This window comes from Anaerotruncus rubiinfantis, from assembly GCF_900078395.1.
In the GTDB taxonomy this organism is placed as follows: Bacteria; Bacillota; Clostridia; order Oscillospirales; family Ruminococcaceae; genus Anaerotruncus; species Anaerotruncus rubiinfantis.
Window position 1 is genome coordinate 2,042,219 of sequence record NZ_FKLA01000009.1, and the last position, 25,593, is coordinate 2,067,811.

A 25,593-nucleotide genomic window follows, 5' to 3' on the forward strand; every position below is an offset into this window, starting at 1 on the left:
TAAAGAATAGTGTTGTTTTTTTTCATTTTATCCGGTATAATAATTATGAAGTTTTGCTACATTTGAAGTTTCATTTCATCACTCAGCCGCTAAATGGCTTCTGAAAGGACCTTTGCTATGTCAGAAAAAAATGAATCATCCGCCCTTCTGATGAAAGTGCGCGCCCTGCGCAGCTCCCTGAGCAAAACAGAGGAACAGGTGGCCAACTATATCCTTGAACATCCCGAGGAGGTGATCTACCTTTCGGTAGCCGGCCTTGCCGAGCGCAGCAACGCGAGCGACGCAACGGTGATTCGCACCTGCCGCAAACTTGGGATGAGCGGCTATCAGGAGCTCAAGCTCACCCTTGCCCAAGCGATCGTCACACCGCTGCAGAATATCCACGAGGAAATTTCCGAGGGAGATCCCCCTGACACCATTATGGATAAGGTTTTTCAGTCCACCATCCACACCATCCGGTACACCCACGATGTGCTGCGCGGAAAGGATCTCGACGCGGCGGCCGACCGGATCATCGCCTCCAACCGGGTGGCCATTTTCGGATTGGGCAACTCCCACTCGATCGCGCTCGACTTACAGCATAAGCTGCTGCGCGTCGCAGTTGACGCGACCGCCTACACCGACACCCACATCCAGAGCATCGTGGCCACCAACCTCAAAAAGGGCGACACCGTCTTTGCAATCAGCCATTCTGGGAGCTCAAAAGATATTGTCGACGCCTCGGCGCTCGCCAAAAGCAAAGGGGCTTCGATCATCTCGCTGACCAATATTGGGCGGTCTCCGCTTTACGACATCGCTGATATCCGGCTCTGCACCGCATCGAACGAAACCCGCTACCGGATTTTTGCGCTTTCTTCGCGTATTGCGCAGATGGCAATTATCGATACCCTGCATACGATGATCGCGCTGAAAAAGAAGGATTCCTCGGTCACCAACTTCCGTGCGATTGAGCGCGCGCTCGAACAGAAGAAATACTGAAAAAACAGGACAGACAGCCATGAATCTGGCTGTCTGTCCTGTTTTGGCGCGGATATATTACTGGCCAGCCGATCTCGGCGGGCCGGAATTGCGATTTCGAAAATCTTCTGTTTGAAAAGCTTACATCAGTTTGCGGAACAGTGCTTTCAGGTCTTCCACATTGGTATCCTTCGGATTCCCCGGGCAGCAGGCATCGGCAAACGCGGATTCCGCAAGGAACTGCAGATCCTCTTCCTTGAGCGCTTCCAGCTTGGCCGGAATCCCAACGTCAGCGGAAAGTTTCTTGACAGCATCCACAGCGGCCTTCCGGTATTCGGACTGAGACATCCCGTCCACGCCTTCCACACCCATTACGCGCGCAATTTCACGATATTTTTCGCCAGTGCACTCGGCATTGTACTCCATGACGATCGGGAGCATCATCGCGCAGGCAACACCGTGCGGGGTGTCATAAACCGCGCCGAGGGTGTGCGCCATCGAATGCGCAATGCCAAGGCCAACATTCGAGAAGCCCATACCGGCAATATACTGGCCAAGCGCCATTCCGTCACGGCCTTCCTTTGTGTTTGCGACCGCGCCGCGCAGCGATTTTGCAATGATCTCGATCGCCTTGATGTGGAACATATCGGTCATTTCCCAAGCAGCCTTGGTGGTGTAGCCTTCAATCGCATGAGTCAGCGCATCCATACCGGTGGAGGCGGTCAGACCCTTCGGCATCGAAGCCATCATATCCGGATCGACAACCGCGATGATCGGCATGTCGTGCGGATCGACACAGACAAATTTACGTTTTCTCTCCACGTCGGTGATAACATAGTTGATGGTGACCTCAGCGGCGGTGCCGGCGGTGGTGGGAACGGCAATGATCGGGACACAGGGCTTTTTGGTCGGCGCGACGCCTTCCAGGCTGCGCACATCCTCAAATTCCGGGTTTGCAATGATGATACCGATCGCCTTGGCGGTATCCATCGAGGAACCGCCGCCAATGGCAACGATATAGTCCGCGCCTGACGCCTTGAACGCCTGCACACCGTTCTGGACATTCTGGATGGTCGGATTGGCTTTAATATCCGAATACACCTCGTAAGCGAGGCCTTCCTTGTCCAGAATATCGGTCACCTTGGAGGCCACCTTAAATTTGATCAGATCGGGGTCGGAACACACGAATGCTTTTTTGAAGCCGTGCGCCTTGGCTTCATTGGCGATTTCCTGAATCGCGCCGGAGCCGTGATAGGAAGTCTGATTGAGCATAATTCTGTTCGCCATAAATAATCTTCTCCTTTTTCTGAAATACTGGCTGCGGTCAAGTTTGACAATTTATTATCATTATTGTAAACCAGAATCCGGAGAAAAGTAAAGTTACAATCTGTCAAAGATGTAACATCCCACAAAAATTTTTTTAATCCGCACGAAAAACAAGGTATTATGTATGCGATTTAGGCAAAAGGCCCAAATGGATAAACAGGTCGGCCAGCTTTGCCGGCATCGCATCCACGAGACTTTTTGCCATCTTTTCCGGCGGCTCTGGCATCCCGCCAAGCACCCATTTCACCGTCATGTAAATGGAGCCGCGGCAGTACATCTCCAGCAGAAAGCGGATCTCCTCATCCGGAAACTGTCCGGTCTTCTGTCTGATCTGCTGGGTATAAAACTCCAGGATCAGTGCAAAATCATGTTCCTTGAGGGAGTTCTGATCGTCCGAACTAAACGCCCCGGTAAAAAAGACCCTCTCCTCCCGGATGTATTCGAACTTGCGTTCGAGTCCTTCCAGCACCGTCCGGCCGCTGCCCATATGTGCAAAGGATTCGAGCAGCAGCTTATCAAAATACCAGTTGATGAGGTCGTACTTATCCAGAAAATTGCGGTAAAACGTCTGGCGGGTCACCCCACAGGCATCCACAATCTGCTGGACGGTGATACGGTCCACCGGCGTGTTCTTCATACAGGCTTTGATCGCCTCGGCAAGGCGGTATTTTGTGTTTTCCTGCCGGGTCTCCGGTTTCAGCATGCGCATCCTTCCTCTCAATTTGGTCACCTCCATTGTAACAGACTGCCGGAGGGTTTTACAACTCCCTTTTAACTGATACGGTTTCACTCCGTCAAATCGCAGGTGCTGCGCGCAAGTCCCCCTGCATAAGTACCGGCAGCCGCCCCGACGATGCAGAGCCCCGCTGTCAGGCTACCGCCAGCAGATTTTCTCATTCGGGCCTATCCAATTTTCCGGAACAGCTTTCAAAGTACAGAGGAGCCGCCCCCAGTTTGGAGGCGGCTCCTCTGTTTAATCAAAGTCAGAGATTTCCTGGCTATCCTACATGTATTTGGGAACGACCAGCCGCGGCAGGGCCAAGATGAAATCCGGGAAGAAGATGATGATCAGAAGCGTTATGACCACCGCGCCAAGCATAACAAACAAATCCCGGAAGGTCTTTTGCGGTTCGATCTTTGCAATTTGGCAGGCCAGCAACAGGCACAACCCGTACGGTGGCGTCACGAGGCCAAAGGACAGAACCAAGCAAATGATCATGCCCAGATGCACCGGATGCAGCCCAAGGGCCAAGCCGGCCGGAACGACAATCGGAACAAAGATGCAGATCGCCGGGGTCGCATCCATAAATGCACCAAGAACAAAAAACAGGATGATAGTGAACAGCATGAATCCTGCCTTCGACAGATTAAGATCGGTCATCAGCTGCATGACATATTCATTTGTACGGAAATAAGCCAGCAGGTAACCGAAGACACTCGCCGCTCCAATACAGAAAAGACTCGTCGCCGCCCCCTTCGCAGACTTCACAAAGATGGGGAGCAAATCCTTGGGCGTCAGGGTCTTATCAACAAAAATTGTGATGATCAGACTGTAAACAACAGCCAGCACCGCACTTTCGGTGGCAGTACAAACACCGGTGAGCACGCCGCCGATGATAATAAGCGGCATGACAAGCACCAAAGCGGCCTTCCGAAATGTGATCAGGAACTCTCGGAAGGTGCACTTCGCCTCTTTCGGATAATGGAATTTGATGGCATATCCCAGAGAAACCACCATCATCGTGAGCGCCAGCATCAGGCCTGGAACCATCCCAGCCACGAACAGCGCTTGAACGCTTGCACCGGCTGTGGCGGAATAGATAATCATAATCAGGCTGGGCGGAATGATCTGACCCAATACGGATGAGGTTGCAGTGACCGCGACCGTGAACGATTTGGTATACCCTTTGCGGATCATTGCCGGGATCAGGATGGTTCCAATGCCCGAAGTATCCGCGACCGCCGAGCCCGACAGGTGACCAAACAACAAGCTGACAAGGACATTAATATGGGCCAGTCCGCCACGGATATGTCCCACCGCTGCGGAAGAAAGGTCTATCAGCTTATCCGTAATTTTCCCTGAATTCATCAGATTTCCCGCCAGCAGGAAAAATGGGATTGCTGTCAGGACAAAGCTGTCAATTCCGGCAAAGAAACGTTGGACGATCTGCCAAAACGGCAGATCCGTGAATCCAACAAGCACCGCCGTGGAAATTGCCAGAATGGAAAAAGCAAGCGGCAGACCCAGCAGCATCAGCAGGATCATACCCACGATCAGAATAAGAATGGGCAATGGGCTCACGAAGCTGCCTCCTTTCGATTACGGTTCAGTTCCAAGATGGCCTGTTCCACTGTATAAAATATCATGACAACTGCTGAAACCGGGATGGCTATGTAGACGCAGTTGGAGGGGATCGGCATTGTCACAGCGGTTTTCCCCATGCTTCGGACCACGTAGTTTGCGCCCGCCACCAAAAGGATCACACTGACCCCCAGTATCAGCACCAGAACAATCATGCGTAAAACCTTGCGCATCTTCTCGGAAACGGCAGATGTGAGCATATCCATAACCAAATGGCTGTTTTCTTTTATGGCAACCGCTGATCCCAGGGAAATCATCCATACAAAGCTCATCCGGATCACTTCTTCGCTCCAGGCGATCGGGATATGCAGGATAAAACGGCTGAACACCTGTAAAAAGGTGATCACCACAAGCACCGTCATAATAAAGAACAGGACGACACTGATTATTTTTTCAAGTCCATCAGAAATCCGTTTCAATAAGTGTTCCCTCCCAAACGCGCAGGCGGCTTCCGCCGCCTGCGATTCTCAATTTACTGAACTTCCTGGATCTCTGCAATCAGGTCATTGAGTCCGGACGTGTTTCCGAATTCCTCAAACACAGGCTTTGTCCGTTCCATAATCGGGGTTTTATCAATCTCATACAGTTCCACGCCGAATTCCTCAACCATCTGTTTCTGTGCGGCTTCCCCAGCTTCTTTTTCATACTGGCGGGCGAGCGCGGTGGCCTCGGCAACGGCTTTCGCAAGCGCTTGCTGCATTTCCGGTTCCATAGCGTTATATTTTTCCGCGTTTACGAAAAGCGGGCGCACTGTGATTTCGTGCCCGGTCAACGTGAAATAAGGCGCCGGCTCGTAGAATTTGGCCGACAAGATCGACGGCATCTCATTCTCCATGCCATCACAGAGTCCGGATGCCATTGCGGAATAAGTTTCGCCAAAAGCGATTGTGACCGGGAGCGTGCCAACGGCTTCCCAAACCTTAAACTTCAGATCGGATGGCGCAAGGCGCAGTTTAAAGCCCTGCAGATCGTCAACACTCTTAACCGGCCCCTTCACCGCGATCACATTGCGGGTGGATCCGCCCCAATAACCAAGGATCTTCAAGCCTCCGGACTTCTCTTCAATCAGGTCCGCATATTTTTGTCCAGGCTCACCGTCCAGCGCTTTCTGCCAATGGTCATAATCGCGGAAAAGGAATGGCAGCGAGAACAGCTCCAGCTCCTTACAGAAGGTGGTCCCCACAGTCGGGTCGCTGATCACCATATCAAGCGATCCTTCCCGGACGCTTTCCAGCATATCCGGTTCGGTTCCCAAGGTGGCATTCGGATAGTTGATAATCTCGATTCTGCCGCCGGAATATTCCGCCGCAAGTTTCGTCAAATCCGCAATTCCCTGGTTCCAGGGATGGGTATCCGGTTGGTTGTTGCCGATTTTCAGGGTGATCTTTGCGCCTGTGGATTCCGATTGCTGCGATGAGGAGGCTGGCGCCGCCGTATTACCTTGCTGTGGAGCGGACGACGCGGGCGCTGCGCCGGAGCAGGCTGCAAAAGTCAAAATCATGACTGCCGACATAATAAACGCTGTCAGTTTTTTCATAGTAAACTTCTCCTTTTCTCTCAGTTGATGCGGTATTTCTTGAGGACTTCCCGATTTATTTCAACACCGATTCCCGGAGCATTGGGGACCTCCACAAACCCATTCCTGAAAACAACCCCGTCATTGATCAGATCCAAGCGGAAAGGATGGCTCGACTGGTCGTATTCAAGCATTGGCTCTTTCGGCTTCATGCACAGGGGGGCCGCCGGAAGCGTCGCGATAAACTGTAAGGATGCCGCCAGTCCAACGCCGGAACCCCATACGTGCGGAATCAGCATTGCATTATAGGCCTGGGTGAGTGCTGCGATCTTTTTGCATTCGGTGAAGCCGCCGCTTGAGCACAGGTCCGGCTGGTAAATATCCAGCGCACCTTTCTCGAGCCACTGCTTATATGCGATCTTCCCAAAAATATTCTCCCCCGCCGCGATATACGAAGGGGTCAAATTCCGGATTGCTGCATAGCCCTCCATATCTTCCGGCGCGAGCAGCTCTTCAAAGAATTCCAGCCTGCTTTCCTGCAGTTCTAAAAGGATTCTGCGCGCAACCGCCTGGTTATAGGCGCAGTTGAAATCCGCCATCAGCAGAATCTCATTCCCCACCGCTTCCCGAACCGCGCGGATATAGCCGATATCCTCCTGCGCGCCGAACCCGGTCTTGAGCTTCATCCCGCGAAATCCCTTTTCGATGTACCCAGCGGCTTCGCGGATGGCCTCCTCCGGATAGCTGCGGCCCTGTTTGCGGTAGAATCCGGTTGCGTATGCCTGAACCTTATCGCGGAACTTTCCGCCGATCAGATTGCAAACCGGCTGCCCCAGTTGTTTACCGATCGCATCCCACAGGGCAATATCAACTCCGCTCAGCGCGTTGACAGCTGCTCCCTGCTGGCCAAACGGCCGGGATATGTTGTAAAGCTCCTCCCAAAGGACCTCCACGTCAAAGAGATCTCGCCCGACCATGCGGGGGGCAAAACAGTTTTGGATAAATGCCGCCGCAATCTGTGGAGGCTGCATTCCATGACAGAGGCATTCCCCAAAACCGCTTTCTCCGTCCGCGCAGATAACCTCCACAATCATCGAACTGCGATTATAAACCCATCCCTGCGAAAACGCGAAAGGTTCTTCCAGCGGCGCCTGAATAATGTGCGCCTTGACTTCACGTATTTTCAATGATTAACGCCCTCCAACTTATATGATATCATATAACTAATATTAAAATGAATCACTTCCTTTCTCCGTTTTTCTGATAGGTCTCGACATTTTCACTGGTGGCACGCAGGTGAATCCGCATTTTCTCAGCAGCCGCGTCCGGCTCACGCTTTACAATGCAGTCGTAGACGTCCCGATGAAAATGATGCCGCCGCTCAATACAATAATTCGTTTGCGAAGACGCGACGACGACATCCCACAGCAGCGGCGTATAGGCGCTGACAATGGCACTGAGCATATTATTTTTGGACGCTTTTACCAGATTGACATGGAACTCCAGGTCATTGTGGTAGTAGTTGTCGTCCATCACTTCGGTGTTTTCCATCACTGCAAGCGACTTACGAAGCTGTTCCAAATCCTGTTCGTCCGCCCGATCCGCCGCGAGCCGCGCTGCTTCCACCTCTATGATCCTACGCACTTCGATGAGTTCTGACAAATCGCAATCCCGGAGTGAAATCATGTCGGCAATTGAACGTGTCATTACTTTTACACTGTTGTCAATCACTTGGAGTCCTTTGCCATGCACCCGCTTGAGAAAACCGCGCACTTCCATGGATCGCACCGCTTCGCGGACGGTGGCACGGCTTACTTCAAATTTTTTGCAAAGCTCCCCTTCACTAGGCAGATAATTGTTCTCGTCATATTCCTTATTCAGAATCATTTTTTCAATTTGCTGCTGCGTTTGTTCTAACAGATTCATGTAAGCACCCTTTTTTGTTTTTTCACATATAAGATATCATATATGTTATTTTATTTCAATACAAATGCTTCTTTTTTATGAAAAACTTTTCTCTGTAATTTTGGGCAGATTCAACAGCTGCTCATGACTCATATCAGATTTGAATATGGCAAAACCTCCACAATCGTTACTAAAAATCAGTATATCATGAAGGTTTTGTTAAAAAATAAAGCTACATTTCGGCCCTGCATCGCAAGGTCAAAATGTAGCTTATGCTGTGGTCCGAATAGCGGGACTTGAACCCACGGCCTCTACCACCCCAAGGTAGCGCGCTACCAAACTGCGCCATATCCGGATATCCAAACAGCTATATTATATTAGCATATATGCCCAATAAAATCAAGAGGATTTTTTGTAAAAAATCTGCTTTAATCTTTGGATTGCACCGCATCCATCTGACCCGTATAATGAAAGAAAAAGCCGGAGGTGCGTCTATGAGTCCACTTGAATGGATCCTCCTCGCAATCATCTTTGTGATCGGGATTGGCGCTTGCATAGCAGTCAACCGGATGCGCAAAAAAGGGCACTACGTGCCCGGCAGCATGTGCGCAGGCTGTCCGGACACAATGACCGTTGACACAAAGCCCAAGCCGGATTCCCCTTCTAATGGGACAAACACGTCGGATTAAAACTGTTCGATCCGGCGTTGTTTTCGCAGCGCCGCCCGTTTGACGCCGGCCTCCCATTCGGCGCGCTCTTCTTCTGTCTCCAATTGCAGGCGCGGAACCGGCGTGGGTTTCTCACTGTCGTCCAGTGCAACCAGCGTGAGGTAGGCGCGGTTGACCAGCTTTTTGCTGCCGTCAATCCGTTCGACAAAGGTATCCACCCGCACTTCCATCGACGTTGTCCCCACATAGGTCATCTGTCCGATCAGTACAACCGTATTGTTTACATGGGCGGCAGCTTTAAAGTGCAGATTGTCGATCGATACGGTGGTCACATTGCAGTTTGAATGGCGGCGCGCCACCACTGCTGCGACCACATCGATCCATTCCACAAGCTGACCGCCGAAAAGCCGGTCGAACCCGTTTATGTGTTCCGGCATGATGATTTGGATTTGTTCGGTGCGGGACTCTGATACCCGTTTGGTTTTATTGTACTTTTCCATAAAGATTCCTTCCATGTATTTTCTATATCTTTTTCTATTATAATGGTTCATATTCTAAAATGCAATTCCATATGAAAACGCCACATCCAACGAGTGCTTTGGATGTGGCGTCAAATCTGCTACAGATGTCGTACTTTACTGTCATAGGCGGCTTTCGCACACTTATGTAAGTGCGCCTTGGCTGCCTTGTGGATTGTCTCCCAAGCCGAAACTGATTGACAACGCATGGTTCACCTGCCCCATGGAACCATCATCCAAGCGGCCCATTTTTTCTTTCAGCCGCTTTTTATCGATGGTGCGGATCTGCTCGAGCAGCACCACCGAATCCCGTGAAAGTCCACACACCTGCGAATTGATCTCGATGTGGGTCGGCAGCTTGGATTTTTCCTTCTGGCTTGTGATTGCGGCCGCAATCACAGTGGGGCTGTAACGGTTTCCAACATCGTTTTGTACAATCAGCACCGGCCGCACGCCGCCCTGTTCGGACCCGATCACCGGGCTCAGGTCGGCGTAGTAGATCTCTCCCCTTTTAACGGTCACGTATATCACACTCCGTGGATTTTTCATATGGCACGTTTTACGTCCACAGATATTCTGAACCATCCGGACGCCGTTTAAACAGCCCTTAGGGGAAAAGTTTCCGTACGTCCGGCAGCTCCCGGCAGAGTACAAAAGTTTCTCCAGTAAACAAAGCCGGGTATTACATCATATTGTCCGCCACCGCATTTTGACAGCAAAAAGGCCCGTGCTAAAATGCACGGGCCTCTCCCATATCGTTTTATTATTCAAGGATTTTAAAATTTAAGACCTCCAGCTCAAGCTCTTTCTCAGGAATCACAAGCTTTAAAATATTTCCATTTTCCGCATCGATCACGAGTGAAAAGGCCCCCTCGTCAATCGTACCGCTGACCAGGAGCTTTTTATCCTGCTGCTCGACTGTGATCCCTTCATCCGCCAATGCGGCATTTAACGCTGACAGCACCATTTTTGCCGCCGCCTGTCCGGGCAGGCTGTCCGGCGCGAAGTCGAAGGACATCTCTTTATATTGCAGGGCGACTTTATCCGGATAAAAAGTCATCTTCATATCCCGCAGGCTGTCAGGGCTTTCAAATCCCACCACCGCGCAGTTCATCGGCTTTTTATAGATGGTCATCACCGTTTCCAGTTCCCGGTATTTCACCTTCGCGGTCGTCTGGAAGGATTCCGCCGCCTTCTTCACCTGTTCGGATGCCGCCTGGGAATTTTCTTTGCCGCCGCATCCGAAAAAGCTTAGTGCCAAAACCACCGCCAGCAGGATACACAACAGTTTATTACGCATCGTTTGCACCTCCGAAACTGCGATTTGTATCCGCCCCGCGATCACCGTTCGTGGTCACAAAAAACGCGCGGGAGCATATCGATGACATCACGTGGGAGCATCCCATACTGGGAAAACTCTTCCGCCGCATAGTCCCCAGCCATTCCATGCAGCCACACGCCGCAGGCCGCTGCCAGTTCCGGTTCCCTTCCCTGCGCGGCAAACGCTCCAATCAGTCCCGCCAGCACGTCGCCGCTGCCCGCGCGGGCAAGCCCAGCGTTTCCGGTCGTATTGATGTAGACATGGCCCGCGGCGGTCACGGTGCAGGTGTAGGCGTCCTTGAGCACCACCGTCACACCATATTCTTTGGCAAAAGCAAGCCCACAGCCGGTAATATCCTGCTTGAGCTGCGGGATGGGGAGTGTGGTCAGCCGGGAAAGTTCCCCGATGTGCGGGGTCAGTACAATTTTGCAGTTTGCTTCCTTTAAGATATCTATATTCCGCGAAACCACATTTATACCATCCGCGTCGATAATCAGCGGACATTTTGCCGCGCGGATCACCTCGTAGACGATGCGGCAGGCATCTTCACCGGTGCCGATCCCATTGCCAATCAGGACAGCATCGCTCTTAGGCACAGCCGCAAGAATTTCATCGATCGATTGCGCGGAAATCGAACCGTCCGGAGTCTGCCTGAGCGGAAGCATCACCGCTTCCAAAAGCATCGGCAGCGTGGTGCGGCAGACCTCCTTGGTGGAGGCAAGCGTCACATAGCCCGCCCCGGCGCGCAGCGCCGCGAGCGAAGAAAGGGTTGCCGCCCCCATGTATTTCTGTGAACCCGCAATATTTAAAAGCCTTCCGTAATCGCCTTTGTGACTCTCACGCATACGCATTGGGAGGCGGTCGAAAACAAAACCGCCGTCCACAAGCGTATAGTTGGAAATGATATCCGCATGCGCCTCGGGCGGGATACCGATGTCCGCCACCACCACCTTGCCGCAGTATTTCTGCGCACAGGGCATCACAGAGGCAGGCTTGTCGCTGTCAAACACAATCGTCACATCCGCCCGAACGGCACATGCGTCCGCAAACCCACTGTTTGCGCTCACACCGCTCGGGATATCAAGCGCGAAGGTTTCGACCTCCACTCCGTTTATCAGCCGGCAGATGTCGCGGTGGCGCTCATCCAGCTCCCCATGGAAACCTGTCCCGTAAACCGCATCCACCAGAAGGTCGGTTTCCGCAAGACGTTCGGCCAGATACTGCGGGTCGTCGCCGTATTCGACAACCGCCACCTCCATCACGCCGATCAGCCGGAGCATGGCTTTCGCTTCCTCGGTGCGCGGCTCGCCGTCGGTGAGCACCACCGCGACGTTCGCACCCGCCTCGCAGAGTTTGCGCGCCACAACAAAGCCGTCGCCGCCGTTGTTCCCGCGCCCGCAGAAGATGGTCGCGAAACGCCCGTCCACCTCCATGGTGCGGCGGATCACGGCCGCGGCCGCGGAGCCAGCGTTTTCCATCAGCCGTTCATAGCTGAGCGAATAGTTTAAAGCGTTCGCTTCAATCGTTTTCATCTGCTGAGAAGTTACGATCAACATGGATTTTGTCACCCCTTGCCATATTCTAAAAAAATTATAGCACAGTTGAGAAGCAGAAAACAGCGAAAACTTGTACAAATAATCGAAGATCGGGGCTTGACTATTCGCCGCCGCGCTGGTATAATTTATGAGTTAAGTCTCAGGACAATTCTGCCCTGCTGGCCCAAACATCCTTGCTCCGGGCATCGACCCGGGGCCAAAAGTCCAAAAGGAGGTGTTCAAATGGCACAGGTAAAAGCCAACTACGAAACCGTAATGGTATTCAGCATGAAAAATGGTGAGGAGAGCGTAACCGCTCTGGTTGAGAAATTCAACAAGCTCATCAGCGAGAATGCGACCATCGTCAACGTCGATACCTGGGGACAGAGAGCCCTTGCGTATCCGATCAACGATGAAACTGTGGGTTATTATGTGGTCGTCGAATTCACTTCGACCCCTGAGTTCCCCGCTGAGCTGGATCGTATCTACAAAATCACGGACGGCGTTCTGCGTACCCTGATCGTAACCAAAGAGCCTGCGGAAGTCAAGCAGGAAGCGTAAGACAAGGATGGTGCAAGTGTTATGTTGAATCGGGCAATTTTGATGGGCCGCCTTGTGGCTGACCCCGAGCTGCGCCAAACGCCCAACGGCGTTTCGGTCTGTTCTTTCCGGATCGCGGTTGACCGCAATTACAGCTCCCGCGGCGGCGAACGCCAGGCCGATTTTATCGATATTGTCGCGTGGCGTCAAAGCGCCGAGTTCGTTTCGAAATACTTCAACAAGGGCAAGATGATCATTGTGGAAGGTTCGATCCAGACCCGCAGCTATGAGGACAAAAGCGGCAATAAGCGCACCGCAGTCGAAGTTGTAGCCGACAACGTCCAGTTCGGTGAAAGCAAAAGCGCGTCCAGCTCTTCCCAGAGCTATTCCGCGCCCGCGCCGACCCAGGCGCCTCCCGAGCCCGCCGTTTCCTATGCGAGCGGCGATGTGGGCGACTTCTCCGAAATGGCCGCCGATTCCGACGACCTGCCGTTCTGATTGACAGAACACATCCCCGTCCAATCCGGCATATTGAATGAATACCATTGAAGGAGGTTTGTATCATGGCTTTCGAGAGATCCGAAAGAGAAAATAGAGGCCCGCGCGGAAACAGAAAAGGCAGAAAAAAAGTTTGCTCATTCTGCGTCGATAAGCTCGGCCCCATCGATTACAAGGATGTCCCCCGCCTGCGGAGATATCTCAGCGAGCGCGCGAAGATCGTTCCCCGCCGCGTGACCGGCACCTGCGCCCGTCATCAGCGCGAACTGACCATCGCGATCAAACGCGCGCGCCACATCGGCCTGCTGCCTTATATCAGCGACTGATTGAAAAAATGTTCAAAAACGCCCCGATCGGAAGATCGGGGCGTTTTTTACTGCGCTGAACCTGTTTCCGTCGCATCCAGCAGCTGCGCAAGCGCTGCGGAAAAGGATTCATCATCCGCGGGGGAACGCTTTCTGATATTTGCGGTGCGGCCTCCCGCGCGGCGCACCTTCGCGCCCAAATACCGCTCAAACAGCAGACGGTCCATATTGTCCGCATCGTAAACCATGCCGTTTTGGTTGAGGGCTTTTGCTCCCTTCCCCAGCGCCATTGCCGCCACGCCATAATCCTGTGTCACAACGATGTCATCCTTTTTCAGAAGATTGATGAGCTTGATGTCCACACTATCGCGCGCTTTATCCACTGTGATGACCTCGCTGTAGCCGTCGTTTATTACATGACTGGTGTCGATCAGCATGATGACCGGCAGGCGACGGTATTTGGCAAGCTCCACGATCTGTTTTTTGACCGGGCAGGCGTCCGCGTCCACTAAAATCCGCATGAGGTCCCTCCTCTTTTTGGCATAAAATCCCCGCCGTGGTTTTCACGGCGGGGATTGCTGGTTTATTTCAGTTTAACTGAATCCTTCCTCTCAAAGGTACCAAGATCATAACTCACAATATAGCTCGGCGAGAAGGTGTAAAGCGTATCACCGATGTAAAGCCCGCGCTGAACTTCTTCGAAGCTGTCGACCCGCTCGTCGTCGCCATGAATAATCTCTTTTTCCAAGGTAAAGCCGTCCGACTTGCTGAAACGGAACACAAAGTAGGTCTGTTCGTTCGTTCCAGCCGACCGAATGTCCGCCGGAAAAGCAATCAGATTGCTGCGCGCGTCGAAAAGCACCGCCCGGTGGTTATCGAGCGCCTCGGACCAGCTTCCCTGCCCGCCCAAGTTATAGACATGCAGTTCCTTCGGTGAGGCCGGATTTGAGACGTCAAACATGCTGAGCTTGAGCCCATCGGTCTGCCCGTTGTTGTCCGCGCTCTGGCCGATACCGATCAAGGTATTCTTGTCAACCGGATGCAGATACTCCGAGAAGCCCGGGATCTTGAGCTGGCCGAGCAGCCTGGGCTTTTCAGGGTTGCTCAGGTCGATCGCAAAGAGTGGGTCAACCTGCCGGAAGGTCACGAGATAAGCCCTATCATCCATATAACGAACCGAATAGATCGATTCGCCGGGCGCCAACCCTGTAAGCGCACCCACCTGCCGCATGTTCTTATCGAGGACATAAACATTGTTGGAACTTTTCCCGCTCGGGTAATCCGCGGTTGTTGCAACCCGCAGGTTGCCTTTATACTCACTGAACGCGAACTGCCCGTAGACATAACCGTCCACATGGCCAGTGCGGCCAAGACTCAGGTCAGCCCCGTTTGCGCCGATCTTGACAATGTTGGTGGTCGTGTAGCTCGAAACGCCCGACTGAAGATCGCTGTTTGCGGTCTGGTAGTAGACGTAGAGGTTATCCTCTGACATGTAGACTCCGTCACCGCCGCCGAGCACCGCTTTGGTCTCCGCGCGGCCGCTGCGGACATTCACCGCAGACACCACCGCGTAACTGGCGCTCCTGCTGTCCGGCGCGATTGCGATCTCCTTTGGTTTGAGCAGCCGTGCGGAGCCCTCCACGCTGTCATAGACGACCGGGACGAGTTCCTCCATTCTGGTATCCTTGCGGGCGAAATCCGGGCTCACATACCGGTTGCTCACGAGATACAGCACGCCGTCCACCATCCGGGAGGACACATACCCGCCATCCTGTGAGAAAGTTCTGATCTGCTCCGGATCTTCCGGATCGGAAATATCATAAACGACCGCCTGCGCCATCCGGCGATCCCGCGGATCGTCGGTATTCGGCATGCGCTTTCTAGAATTTTGCTCCTGGATTTCCTCATAGAGGTCTTCGCCAGTGCTTTCAATAACTGTATCGTCCGGCACCTTGGCGTTCAGGGTGAAATTAGACGACTGGACCGTGATCAGACGATTTTTCGTGACATAAAACTCCTCAATCCGTCCCGCTTTCAGCTCGATCTTGGAAGTCACCTCCAGATCGTCCGCGTCGGTGATAAAAATCGCGGGATATTTTGAGGTGGCGTTTTTTGCCACATAACTGTAAAGGTACTCGCCGTCGGTCTTGACAATATCGCCTTCATCCACGCCCGCTTCCTGGGTATTGGTCCCGGAAAATCTCCCCCCGGTACCGGGCTGCGCATCCCCTGCGCCGGCAGTTGCCGGGTTATATTTCGCAGAGCCATCCGCCGTATCGTTCGTGTCCGTATAACTTTGAACGCCGCCGGACATTTGATAAACCGCGTCGCGTACCTGGGCATAGTCCTGCGCGGCTTTTGCCTGCGCGTCGGACGCGCCCAGCGCAAAGGCTGCCGCGCGGGGCTGCGCAACACGCGGGGAGACCGCCAATGCTTCGTCCGCGACATCCGCTGCCTCTGCTACAGATTCTTCCATAACCGCTTCGGCAGCATCTTCCACCTCCGTGTCCTCTATCCCATCAGTTACAACAGATTTCGGGGCTGTGTCATTCTTTTCCGCGGAGGAAATGCCCGCACCCTGCGGTTTCGTAATCGCCAGCCCGTCATCCTCATCGTCCTGTGCGGCATCGCTGCTTTCCATATCGTCCGGCCTGCCGGAACCGGCGGTATCGGGGTTGCGGCTTTCGGTCTTTTTGCCGCCCGTCCCCTTATCTTTGCTGCCTGTATCTTCGTCCCGACCGCTCACCTGCTTCGGCAACATCAAACCGTCATCTTCGGATGCTTCATCCGGCTGGACAGACGCCGCGCTGTCCGATGAAGAAGCGCTTGTGGCCTCATCCGCACCGCCAGCGGCGGGGTTCCACTCAAGAGGTTTTGATTCCGGCGTTCCCGCAGCAACCATCGGGACCGAATCTTCCTCAGACGGCGCCTGCGCGGCCATTTCCGGCGCCGCCATCTTTTCGTTTTTCTCAGCCGCAGCGGGGGCCGCCGCCATGTCTGAAACCATCATCGGCGCAGGCGCCTCCAGCGCGCCGCCCGATTTGACCGCCTGACTGTTAAAGACCTGGTAAACGCCCAGCATCAGTACAAAACAGGCGCAAACACCGGCAATCGGTTTCAACCAGACAGGATATTTTCTTTTGGGCTTTTCCGCTATCAGATCAATATTTTCCAATTTATACCGCAGCATTTCCGCGCTGAGCGAATGCGGCAGCTGGATTTCCCCGTCAAGTTCGCCAAAACGTTCGCGGAGAAATTCCAGATCGTTCTGCAATTCCTGCTGTTTCTTCCGATTCATACACATTCACTCCCTTCGCTTATTTCTCCAGCTGCGCCCGCAGCTTTTTGAGCGTGCGGTGCAATTTCGAGCTGACTGTTCCCTGCGGCGCGCCCAGGATTTCGGCCGTCTCACGCACGGTATAGCCCTGAATCACCGCAAGCGCGACAATCTGCCGCTCCTGGGCGGTGAGGGTATCCAATGCGTTGAGAAGCGCGAGCTTACGGGTGGATTGTTCCTCCACGCCGTCCCGCTCATCCTGCAAATCCAGGAAATCATCGATATCCATTTCATTGCGGCCGCTTATGTACTGCCCGATCTTCCGTTTGCAGCGGATGGAGAGAATCCGCATGATCCATGGTTTGAAACTGTTGTCATCGCGCAGGTTCTTGATGCCCTTAAAAGCCTCTATAAAGGTTTCGCTGACGACATCCTGCGCATCGTGGGAATTGCCCAGTGAATAGAGCGCAACTTTATAAAGGTCATCAGCAATCTGCTGATAAACCTCGGCAAAGCTATCCTTGTCCCCTAGTCGCGCCTGCCTGACGGCATTTACGTCAACAACCATTTTTACTAACCACCATTTTTTCCACCAAACGGTTCATACATATAGTGAATGCAAACCTGCAAATTACTGCATATACGGAAAATTTTCTGCAAAAAAGAATGAATGCCGGTCCTTTTCGGACTGGCATTCATTATACCACAGTTTTTATAACGCCGCAAACATCTGTTCAGTCGCTCAAAAGCTCATTTGGATTCTCGACTGTCAGGATTGCATAAACGCAGGTGGTGATCACCGACAGGAAGTTCGCCAGCAGGTTGATCTGCGTCTGTGACAGGTTGTCGCAGAGGATATTGGCCACCGTGGCGGCAGCATAGACAAACTGTGCGCCTTCGCCGGTCATCTGCTGCTGTGTGGGCTGCTGCCGCTTCGGCTGGCCAGAGGGCTGTGATCCGGCAGCCTGTGCGGCCTCACGTGCCTGCGCATCGGCTACCAGTTCTCCTGAAAGCCCTGATGCGCCGACCACACCGGTCGAATCTGTCGCCATTTGCGCCACCTCCCCCTGCCATTCTATGCAGGAGGCTTCCGACGCGACTTAACCCACCGAAATTTTAAGATCGCCCTTCTTGATCCATCCAAACTTGCACAGCGCGCCGTAGATGAGAAGCGTAAGCACGGCAGGCAGGATAAAATGCATGATCAGGATCTCCGCGAAAAGCACCGTGCCGGAGGTTCCCTCCATTGCGGCCAGCGTTCCAAACTGCCCAACCAGGCCGCTCGTCCCCATGCCAGCGCCGGACGCTGTGTTGGTCATACGCAGAACGCGGGTGGAGATGGGACCCAGAATTGCGCCCGCAACCGTCGGCGGGATCCAGAGCTGTGGACGGCGCATGATGTTTGAAAACTGCAGCATCGACGTGCCGATACCCACGCTGATGAGCCCGCCGAATCCGTTGTCCTTAAAGCCCATCACCGCGAATCCAACCATCTGCGCGCAGCAGCCGACTGTCGCGGCGCCCGCCGCGATACCGGACAGGTCGAGCATAATGCACAGCGCCGCCGAAGAGATCGGCGCTGTCAGAGCCATGCCGACGATCACCGAAATGATAATTCCCATCGGTACCGGCGACATCTCGGTGGCTGTGTTGATAACGCTTCCCAGGAAGGTCATGAAATTCTGGACATAACCGCCCGCGAACTGCCCGACAAATCCGCCCGAGATAATCGTTACAATTGGGGTGAGGATGATATCCACACCGGTCTTGCCCGCAACAAGCGAGCCGATCTCGCTGCCGACCACGGCGGCGATATACGCGCCCACCGGGCCGCCCGCCGCATAGCCGATCGCACCACAGGCCACGCACGAAAAAGTCACGAGCGGCTTTGATTTGAGTCCCCAAGCCACCGCGGTGCCGATCGCCGCGCCAACCACCGGCGAGGACGCGCCAAGCACTTCGGAAAGCTGCGCCAAAAATGAAAGGCCCGGAATCTTCGCGATCTGAGAGATCACCAGCCCGATGATGAGCGAGGAAAACAGGCCGAGCGCCATCGCGCTCATCGCATCGATAAAATAACGTTTGAAAAATTTCCGCAAAAGATCCATGATGAACATCCCCTCAAACATGTCAATACATCTGTCAATACAGCACTGCATTGCATTATACCGCATCCGTTCAGAAATGTCCATAGAATTTCGGGAAAATCTTTATCACATAGTCAGCGCGATATGGCAGATATATCCGCCGTAAACCGCCAACAGCAAAATCCCCTGCCAACGCGCAAAGCGGCGATGCAAAACCGCCGGTACCACCGCAATCACCATCAGCACCAGTGTCACCGGCACATCGAGTGATGCCGTCTGCGCGTTGACCCGCAGGCGGCCCTCCGAAACAAAGGCACAGGAGGCAAGAATCATCGTGATGTCGATGATATTCGCTCCCACAATGTTGCCAACCGAAAGGGAGGATTCCCGCCGTACAATTGCCGAAATGGTGGTGATGAGCTCGGGCAGCGAAGTTCCGATCGCCACAAAGGTGAGCCCTACGAGCGCTTCCGGCACCCCCATCATGCGTGCAAGCCGTTCCCCATTATCGACCAACAGGTCCGCGCCGAGCAGGATACCTGACAGCCCCAGGATGAACTTCATCAGATGCGCAAAGATTTCCCCAGCGCCCGGCCGTTTCCGCGGCTGGCGCGGGTCTGGGAACATGCTCGCCATCTTCATGGAATTGAGGTTCAAAAAGAGGAAAATGAACAGGAGCGTCAGCAGCACAAGGCTTTCGAGCACCCCGATCGCCCCGTCGATCACAAACGCGCCCAGAAACGCTGTCGAAATGATCATCACCGCGCCCTTGGCCCAGAAGCTCACATCGTCGAGTTTCGCGGGCAGTACCAGCAGCGAGATACCCATGATGAGCCCGATGTTCGCGGAAACCGAACCGATCGCATTGCCCACCGCCATGTCGATTGATCCGTCCAGCGTAGCCATCAGCGAAACGATCAATTCCGGCAGCGTTGTCGCAAAGCTCACCACCGTCGCGCCGATGACAAATTTGGGAATTCCGGTCTTTTCCGCGATCCATGAGGCCGCGCCGACAAAAGTATCCCCTCCCCAGACCAATGCCGCAACTCCAACGGCAAATAACAATACCGGCATCCACAGTTCCAAAACCAGATCCGCTCCCTTTTCGTCATGTCTGTAAAGTGTATGACGAAAAGGGAGCGGTACATGCGTTATTTGAGATGGGTTTGCAGAATTTGGTTGAGCCGCCGCATTTTGGCCGCGTCCGGCTGCGGCGTGCCCGCCAACGGGAACGGCATGCCGAGCCGTTCATATTTTTCGGCGCAGAGGGTCCGAAACGGCAGAAGCTGCACCTTCTTCACGCAGGAATGCGCTTTTGCAATCTCCGCCAGCCGTTTCAGGTTTTCTTCCCCGTCGGTGAGACCCGGAATGCTCACCTGCCGCAGCCAGACCGGGATATCCCGCTTTTGCAGATGGGCAAGAAAGCGCAACGTGTCGGCAAGGCTGCCGCCAGTATGGGCACGGTAGTCCGCTTCATCGGTGTATTTGAGGTCGAGCAGCACGAGATCGGTTTCGGAAAGAGCTCGCTCCACCTCCCTGTTCAGCAAACATCCGGAGGTGTCGAGGACGGTACCGGCCCCTGCGGCACGGCAGAGTTGGAACGTCTCGGCGGCAAATGCCGCCTGCAAAAGCGGTTCGCCGCCCGAAAGGGTCACCCCGCCATCCCGCCCGAAATACGGCCGGTAACGCAGAAGGCGCGCCGCAAGCGTTTCTGCGTCTATCTCCTCTCCACCAGCCACATCCCAGGTTTCCGGATTGTGGCAGCAGGCGCACCGCAGCGGACATCCCTGCAAAAAGGCCACCGCCCGCACGCCCGGCCCGTCCACCGCGCCGAGCGTTTCGAGCTTTGCGATCCGCCCGGTCATACCCGCTCGTGGAAGGTGCGGCTGATCACTTCCCTCTGCTGCTCGCGCGTGAGCTTATGGAAGTTGACCGCATAGCCGGACACCCGGATGGTCAGGTTGGGATAGCGGTCGGGATGTTCCATCGCTTCGACCAGCATTTCCCGATTCAATACGTTCACATTGATGTGGTGCGCCATCTGCGCAAAATAGCCGTCCAGGATGCTCGTCAGATTTGCGGCGCGGGTTTTGCTGTCCTCGCCAAGCGCCTGCGGAACGATCGAGAAAGTGTTCGAAATGCCGTCGCGGCAGACCGCATACGGAAGCTTCGCCACCGAATTAAGCGACGCGAGGGCGCCATTCTGCTCCCGGTTGTGCATCGGATTCGCTCCAGGAGCGAAGGGTTCGCCTGTTTTCCGTCCATCCGGGGTGGATCCGGTCTTTTTGCCGTAAACCACGTTCGAGGTGATGGTCAGCACCGAAAGGGTGTGCTTTGCGCCGCGGTAAGCCGGGGTTTTACAGAGTTCGGCGGAGAAATCCGATACAATCTTTTGGGCAATTTCGTCCACGCGGTCATCGTCGTTGCCGTACTTCGGAAAATCCCCTTCGGTTTCAAAGCCGGTGATCAGCCCGTTTTCGCCGCGCAGCACTTTCACCTTCGCATATTTAATGGCGGAGAAAGAGTCGGCCAGCACCGAAAGCCCTGCCACGCCAAACGCCATGAACCGCTCGACTTCGGTGTCATGCAGCGCCATCTGCGTTTTCTCGTAAGCATATTTGTCGTGCATGTAATGGATGACGTTGAGGGTGTTGACATAGAGCCTGCAAAGCCAGGTGCGATATGCCTCAAAGCGGCCCATGACCGCCGTGTAATCGAGGTACTCCTCCTTGTAAGGCGCCATCTGCGGGCCGACACGCGTGCCCTTCATCTCGTCAACGCCGCCGTTCAGGGCGAGCAGCAGGAGTTTCGGAAGGTTGCAGCGCGCGCCAAAAAATTGCATCTGTTTACCGATTTTCATCGCCGAGACACAGCAGGCGATGCCATAGTCGTCGCCGTAGATGGGCCGCATGAGGTCGTCGTTCTCGTACTGGATCGAATCGGTGTCGATTGAAACCTGCGCGCAGAAGCGCTTGAACGCCTCCGGCAGCGCCAGCGACCACAGGACGGTGAGGTTTGGCTCCGGGGAAGGGCCGAGCGTGTAAAGGGTGTGGAGCATCCGGTAGGAGCTTCTGGTGACAAGGGTCCGGCCATCTTCGCCCATGCCGCCCACGCTTTCGGTGATCCACATCGGGTCGCCGCCGAAGAGCGCGTTATATTCCGGTGTGCGCAGATGGCGCGCCATACGCAGTTTCATCACAAAGTCGTCGAGCAGCTCCTGTGCGCCGCTTTCGTCGAGCAGGCCGCGTGCGATATCCCGTTCGAGATAGATGTCAAAGAAGGTGGATACCCGTCCAAGCGACATCGCCGCGCCGTTTTGCTCCTTGATTGCGCCGAGATATCCAAAATAGGTCCACTGGATCGCTTCGCGCGCGTTTTCCGCGGGGTTTGAGATATCGATGCCGTAAAGCTCCGCCATGCCCTTGAGTTTCTCCAAAAAGCTGATCTGCTGATAGAGCTCCTCGCTCTGGCGGATCGAATCGGTGTCCATCAGGCCCTCTGCGAGCTTCGCCTTGTCCTTCTGTTTTTCCGCAATCAGGCGGTTGACGCCATAAAGCGCAACCCGCCGGTAGTCTCCTATGATCCTGCCGCGGCCGTAGGCGTCCGGCAGGCCGGTGATGAGCCCCGTGTGGCGGGCGGCTTTCATCTCGTCCGAATAGACCCGAAAGACCCCGTCGTTGTGGGTGGTACGGTACTGGAATTCGTCGAGAATGCGCGGCGAAAGCGCATAACCATAGGCCTCGCAGGAGGATTTGACCATCCGGATGCCGCCGAATGGGTTGACCCCGCGCTTGAGCGGAGCGTCGGTCTGTAAACCCACGATCAGCTCGTTTTCCTGGTCGAGGTAGCCCGGCTGGTAATGGAGCAGCGACGAGACGGTCGAAACATCTACATCGAGCACCCCGCCCTTTTCCCGTTCTCTGGCGAACAGCCCGTTTAATTTCTCCATCAGCTTTTTGGTACGTTCGGTCGGCCCGGCAAGAAAATGTTCATCACCATCATATGGCTGGTAGTTGCGCTGGATAAAATCCCGCACATTGATCGCTTCGCACCAGCTGCCCTTTTTGAATCCTTCCCATGCGTTCATGGTAAACCTTCCTTTCTTTTTCACCCGGCGCCCTTTTTGCCCCTTACGGGAAACAAAAAGGGCACCCCTGCAATTTATTCACAGGTGTGCCCAGACGGTCGGCTCGGTTATCCCATTCCGCTCCCCTGTGGTTGCCCACATCGTACCGTCAGTTACGGAAGGGTATTTTTATCTTTTGCGGGTTTCCCTCGCTGTCAAAGCGTGTTTTTCGCGCCGATGTCGCGGCGGTAATGCGCATCCTGAAAATGGATCTTCTCCACGGCCGCGTATGCTTTTTCGAGCGCTTCCTTGGCGGTGTCGCCGGTGCAGGTCACACCCAGAACCCGCCCGCCGGCGGTCTTATAGCCCTCCGCGTCCCGCTTGGTGCCGGCGTGGTAGACGGTCGCGTCCGGACGTTGACCGTTTTCGTCAAGTCCCTCGATCAGGCAGCCGGTCTGGTATTTAACCGGGTAGCCGCCGCTCGCCATGACCACGCAGGCCGCATGGCGGCCTGCGAACCGGACCTCGATCTCATGAAGCCGCCGGTCACGGATGGCGAGCATGATCTCGAGCAGATCTGTCTCCAGAAGCGGCAGGACCACCTGCGTTTCCGGGTCCCCGAACCGGCAGTTATATTCGATCACCTTCGGGCCGTCCGGCGTCAGCATCAGGCCGAAGAAGAGGCAGCCGGAGAACGGGCAGCCCTCCGCCTTCATTGCGTCCATCGTGGGGCGGAAGATCTCCTTCATACATACTTCCGCAATCTCCGCCGTGTAACAGAGGTTCGGCGCGACGGTTCCCATACCGCCGGTGTTGAGGCCCTGATCGCCGTCGAGCGCGCGTTTGTGATCCATCGAGGAAACCATCGGCACGACCGTTTCACCGTCACAGAACGCGAGCACGCTCACTTCCGGGCCGGTGAGGAATTCCTCGACCACGACCCGGCTTCCGGACGCGCCGAAGATCTTATCCTGCATGATCGAATGGACCGCGTCCTCCGCCTCCTGCAGGTTCTGCGCGATAATGACGCCCTTGCCGAGCGCAAGCCCGTCCGCCTTGATGACCGCCGGGAAGGTGCTCTGCGCCTTGATGTAATCGATCACCTTCGCCGGATCGTCGAAGGTCTCATAACCGGCGGTTGGGATGCCGTATTTCTTCATGAGATCTTTGGAAAAGACCTTGCTGCCTTCGATGCGCGCGGCGGCCCTGGTCGGACCAAAGGTATCGATCCCCGCGGCATTCATCGCATCGACCATGCCGAGCACAAGCGGATCATCCGGCGCGACCACCACGAAATCGATTTGATTCTCCTTTGCAAAGGAGGCCATCCCGTCCACGTTGGTCGCCTTGATCGGCACACAGACGGCGTCGGCGGAGATGCCGCCGTTTCCGGGTGCGCAGAAGATTTCGGTTGCCTTGGGATTTTCTTTCAGCTTGCGGACGATCGCATGCTCACGCCCGCCGCCGCCGACTACCAATATTTTCATAGATGATTCTCCCTATCGGATTATTCAGCGCGTCTGAACAGCGCACCTATTAATGGTGGAAGAGGCGGATGCCGGTGAAGGCCATTGCGATACCGTATTTGTCGCAGGTTTCGATCACATTGTCGTCGCGGATCGAACCGCCCGGCTGCGCGATGAATTTGACGCCCGAACGATTGGCACGCTCGATATTATCGCCAAACGGGAAGAACGCGTCCGAACCAAGCGCCACGCCGGTCATCCGGTCGAGCCAGGCGCGTTTCTCTTCCCGGGTGAGCGGGGCGGGCTGTTCGGTGAAGAACTGCTGCCACATGCCATCCGCCAGCACGTCCATGTAGTCCTCGGAGATGTACACATCGATCGTATTGTCGCGGTCGGGACGGCGAATATCCGCCTTAAACGGCAGGGAGAGCACCTTTTCGTGCTGGCGCAGCCACCAGATGTCCGCCTTGTTGCCCGCGAGCCGGGTGCAATGGATACGGGACTGCTGTCCCGCGCCGATGCCGATGCACTGGCCGTCCTTCGCGTAGCAGACCGAGTTCGACTGGGTGTATTTGAGGGCGATCAGCGCAATCACCAGGTCGCGCTGCGCGCCTTCCGGGATTTCTTTGGTATTGGTGACAACGTTTTCCAGCATTTTTGCATCAATCTTGAGATCATTGCGGCCCTGCTCAAAGGTCACGCCGAAAACATCCTTGTGCTCTACCGCAGCCGGGACATAATCCGGATCGATCTGCACGACGTTGTAACCGCCTTTGCGCTTGGTTTTCAGGATGGCAAGCGCTTCGTCGGTGTAGCCCGGCGCGATGACGCCGTCCGAAACCTCCACCTTGAGCAGGTTCGCGGTGTCCGCGTCGCAGACATCCGAAAGCGCGACCCAGTCGCCGTAGGAGGACATGCGGTCGGCGCCGCGCGCGCGCGCGTAAGCACAGGCGATCGGAGAAAGCTCCCCGTCCCCGGTGAAGTAGATCTTTTTGAGGGTGTCGGAAAGCGGCAGACCGACCGCCGCGCCCGCCGGGCTCACATGCTTAAAGGATGCCGCGCTCGGCAGTCCCGTGGCCGCTTTCAGCTCCTTCACAAGCTGCCAGGAGTTGAACGCGTCAAGGAAGTTTATGAAGCCCGGTTTGCCGTTTAAAACGGTAACTGGCAGATCGCCCTCCCGCATGAAGATGCGCGCGGGCTTCTGATTGGGGTTGCAGCCATATTTCAGTTCGAGTTCCTTTGCCAT

26 protein-coding genes, 1 tRNA gene and 1 riboswitch are annotated in these 25,593 nt (G+C 54.8%); of the genes, 5 read left to right on the plus strand and 22 right to left on the minus strand.

Annotated features, from left to right (window positions below):
- Positions 1-117: 117 nt before the first annotated feature.
- A complete protein-coding gene (locus tag BN4275_RS15255; RefSeq protein WP_066459830.1) occupies positions 118-978 on the plus strand; it encodes a MurR/RpiR family transcriptional regulator in 861 nt (286 codons plus the stop codon).
- Positions 979-1,098: 120 nt separating this feature from the next.
- Here BN4275_RS15255 and fucO read toward each other — a convergent pair whose 3' ends face one another.
- The 8 genes from fucO to BN4275_RS15295 all read right to left on the minus strand — a co-directional run bounded on the left by fucO (position 1,099) and on the right by BN4275_RS15295 (position 8,421).
- Complete coding sequence (fucO, locus tag BN4275_RS15260) at positions 1,099-2,244, minus strand: lactaldehyde reductase (RefSeq protein ID WP_066459832.1); 1,146 nt, start codon at positions 2,242-2,244, stop codon at positions 1,099-1,101.
- Positions 2,245-2,401: 157 nt separating this feature from the next.
- Positions 2,402-2,986: a TetR/AcrR family transcriptional regulator C-terminal domain-containing protein gene (locus tag BN4275_RS15265; protein WP_066459834.1), complete on the minus strand. Its 585-nt coding sequence runs from the start codon at positions 2,984-2,986 to the stop codon at positions 2,402-2,404.
- Positions 2,987-3,286: 300 nt separating this feature from the next.
- Entirely contained in the window at positions 3,287-4,585 is a 1,299-nt protein-coding gene (locus BN4275_RS15270; protein ID WP_079988313.1) for a TRAP transporter large permease, read from the minus strand.
- The gene (locus BN4275_RS15275) at positions 4,582-5,064 is read right to left on the minus strand and encodes a TRAP transporter small permease (RefSeq protein WP_066459837.1); all 483 of its coding nucleotides are present in this window, start codon (positions 5,062-5,064) and stop codon (positions 4,582-4,584) included. Before BN4275_RS15275 ends, BN4275_RS15270 begins: the two co-directional genes overlap by 4 nt.
- A gap of 53 nt (positions 5,065-5,117) precedes the next feature.
- Positions 5,118-6,182 (minus strand): TRAP transporter substrate-binding protein, encoded by a 1,065-nt coding sequence (locus BN4275_RS15280; RefSeq protein WP_066459839.1) that lies wholly within the window; start codon positions 6,180-6,182, stop codon positions 5,118-5,120.
- A 20-nt stretch (positions 6,183-6,202) separates the two neighbouring features.
- Positions 6,203-7,348 (minus strand): mandelate racemase/muconate lactonizing enzyme family protein, encoded by a 1,146-nt coding sequence (locus BN4275_RS15285; protein ID WP_066459841.1) that lies wholly within the window; start codon positions 7,346-7,348, stop codon positions 6,203-6,205.
- Between the two features lie 52 nt (positions 7,349-7,400).
- Entirely contained in the window at positions 7,401-8,087 is a 687-nt protein-coding gene (locus BN4275_RS15290) for a FadR/GntR family transcriptional regulator (protein WP_066459842.1), read from the minus strand.
- Between the two features lie 257 nt (positions 8,088-8,344).
- Positions 8,345-8,421: transfer RNA gene (locus tag BN4275_RS15295), tRNA-Pro, on the minus strand.
- 139 nt (positions 8,422-8,560) lie between these two features.
- On the opposite strand from BN4275_RS15295, the gene BN4275_RS15300 reads away from it, so the two are divergent.
- On the plus strand, positions 8,561-8,755 hold the full coding sequence (locus BN4275_RS15300) for a hypothetical protein (protein ID WP_066459843.1): 195 nt from the start codon (positions 8,561-8,563) through the stop codon (positions 8,753-8,755).
- On the opposite strand, the gene BN4275_RS15305 is transcribed toward BN4275_RS15300, so the two are convergent.
- The 4 genes from BN4275_RS15305 to BN4275_RS15320 form a co-directional block, all read right to left on the minus strand.
- Positions 8,752-9,234 (minus strand): acyl-CoA thioesterase, encoded by a 483-nt coding sequence (locus BN4275_RS15305; protein ID WP_066459845.1) that lies wholly within the window; start codon positions 9,232-9,234, stop codon positions 8,752-8,754. The genes BN4275_RS15300 and BN4275_RS15305 overlap by 4 nt on opposite strands.
- A 162-nt stretch (positions 9,235-9,396) precedes the next feature.
- A complete protein-coding gene (locus tag BN4275_RS15310; RefSeq protein WP_066459847.1) occupies positions 9,397-9,774 on the minus strand; it encodes a type II toxin-antitoxin system PemK/MazF family toxin in 378 nt (125 codons plus the stop codon).
- A 241-nt stretch (positions 9,775-10,015) separates the two neighbouring features.
- The gene (locus BN4275_RS15315) at positions 10,016-10,552 is read right to left on the minus strand and encodes a hypothetical protein (protein ID WP_066459849.1); all 537 of its coding nucleotides are present in this window, start codon (positions 10,550-10,552) and stop codon (positions 10,016-10,018) included.
- 41 nt (positions 10,553-10,593) lie between these two features.
- Positions 10,594-12,129 (minus strand): NAD(P)H-hydrate dehydratase, encoded by a 1,536-nt coding sequence (locus tag BN4275_RS15320; protein ID WP_079988314.1) that lies wholly within the window; start codon positions 12,127-12,129, stop codon positions 10,594-10,596.
- Positions 12,130-12,351: 222 nt separating this feature from the next.
- On the opposite strand from BN4275_RS15320, the gene rpsF reads away from it, so the two are divergent.
- The 3 genes from rpsF to rpsR all read left to right on the plus strand — a co-directional run bounded on the left by rpsF (position 12,352) and on the right by rpsR (position 13,472).
- Positions 12,352-12,669, plus strand: a complete 318-nt coding sequence (gene rpsF / locus BN4275_RS15325; RefSeq protein ID WP_066459850.1) for a 30S ribosomal protein S6 — start codon at positions 12,352-12,354, stop codon at positions 12,667-12,669.
- Positions 12,670-12,690: 21 nt separating this feature from the next.
- Positions 12,691-13,146, plus strand: a complete 456-nt coding sequence (locus BN4275_RS15330; protein WP_066459851.1) for a single-stranded DNA-binding protein — start codon at positions 12,691-12,693, stop codon at positions 13,144-13,146.
- Between the two features lie 65 nt (positions 13,147-13,211).
- Positions 13,212-13,472: a 30S ribosomal protein S18 gene (gene rpsR / locus BN4275_RS15335; protein WP_066459852.1), complete on the plus strand. Its 261-nt coding sequence runs from the start codon at positions 13,212-13,214 to the stop codon at positions 13,470-13,472.
- 47 nt (positions 13,473-13,519) lie between these two features.
- Here rpsR and BN4275_RS15340 read toward each other — a convergent pair whose 3' ends face one another.
- From BN4275_RS15340 to BN4275_RS15385, 10 genes are all read right to left on the minus strand, one after another.
- Positions 13,520-13,972, minus strand: a complete 453-nt coding sequence (locus BN4275_RS15340) for a YaiI/YqxD family protein (protein WP_066459857.1) — start codon at positions 13,970-13,972, stop codon at positions 13,520-13,522.
- A gap of 62 nt (positions 13,973-14,034) precedes the next feature.
- Positions 14,035-16,749 carry a beta-propeller domain-containing protein gene (locus BN4275_RS15345; protein WP_066459859.1) on the minus strand — a complete coding sequence of 905 codons (2,715 nt, stop codon included), beginning with the start codon at positions 16,747-16,749 and terminating at the stop codon, positions 14,035-14,037.
- A 19-nt stretch (positions 16,750-16,768) separates the two neighbouring features.
- Positions 16,769-17,296, minus strand: a complete 528-nt coding sequence (locus tag BN4275_RS15350; protein WP_066459860.1) for an RNA polymerase sigma factor — start codon at positions 17,294-17,296, stop codon at positions 16,769-16,771.
- Positions 17,297-17,462: 166 nt separating this feature from the next.
- Positions 17,463-17,780, minus strand: a complete 318-nt coding sequence (locus tag BN4275_RS15355) for a hypothetical protein (RefSeq protein WP_066459862.1) — start codon at positions 17,778-17,780, stop codon at positions 17,463-17,465.
- 48 nt (positions 17,781-17,828) lie between these two features.
- Entirely contained in the window at positions 17,829-18,836 is a 1,008-nt protein-coding gene (locus BN4275_RS15360) for a PTS sugar transporter subunit IIC (RefSeq protein ID WP_066460511.1), read from the minus strand.
- A gap of 105 nt (positions 18,837-18,941) precedes the next feature.
- Entirely contained in the window at positions 18,942-19,901 is a 960-nt protein-coding gene (locus BN4275_RS15365; protein ID WP_066459864.1) for a calcium/sodium antiporter, read from the minus strand.
- A gap of 65 nt (positions 19,902-19,966) precedes the next feature.
- On the minus strand, positions 19,967-20,680 hold the full coding sequence (gene pflA, locus BN4275_RS15370; RefSeq protein WP_066459866.1) for a pyruvate formate-lyase-activating protein: 714 nt from the start codon (positions 20,678-20,680) through the stop codon (positions 19,967-19,969).
- On the minus strand, positions 20,677-22,902 hold the full coding sequence (gene pflB, locus BN4275_RS15375) for a formate C-acetyltransferase (protein WP_066459867.1): 2,226 nt from the start codon (positions 22,900-22,902) through the stop codon (positions 20,677-20,679). Before pflB ends, pflA begins: the two co-directional genes overlap by 4 nt.
- A gap of 81 nt (positions 22,903-22,983) precedes the next feature.
- A riboswitch (ZMP/ZTP riboswitch) is annotated at positions 22,984-23,068 on the minus strand.
- A 28-nt stretch (positions 23,069-23,096) separates the two neighbouring features.
- The gene (purD, locus tag BN4275_RS15380; protein ID WP_066459869.1) at positions 23,097-24,368 is read right to left on the minus strand and encodes a phosphoribosylamine--glycine ligase; all 1,272 of its coding nucleotides are present in this window, start codon (positions 24,366-24,368) and stop codon (positions 23,097-23,099) included.
- A gap of 49 nt (positions 24,369-24,417) precedes the next feature.
- Positions 24,418-25,593 (minus strand): phosphoribosylaminoimidazolecarboxamide formyltransferase, encoded by a 1,176-nt coding sequence (locus BN4275_RS15385; protein ID WP_066459871.1) that lies wholly within the window; start codon positions 25,591-25,593, stop codon positions 24,418-24,420.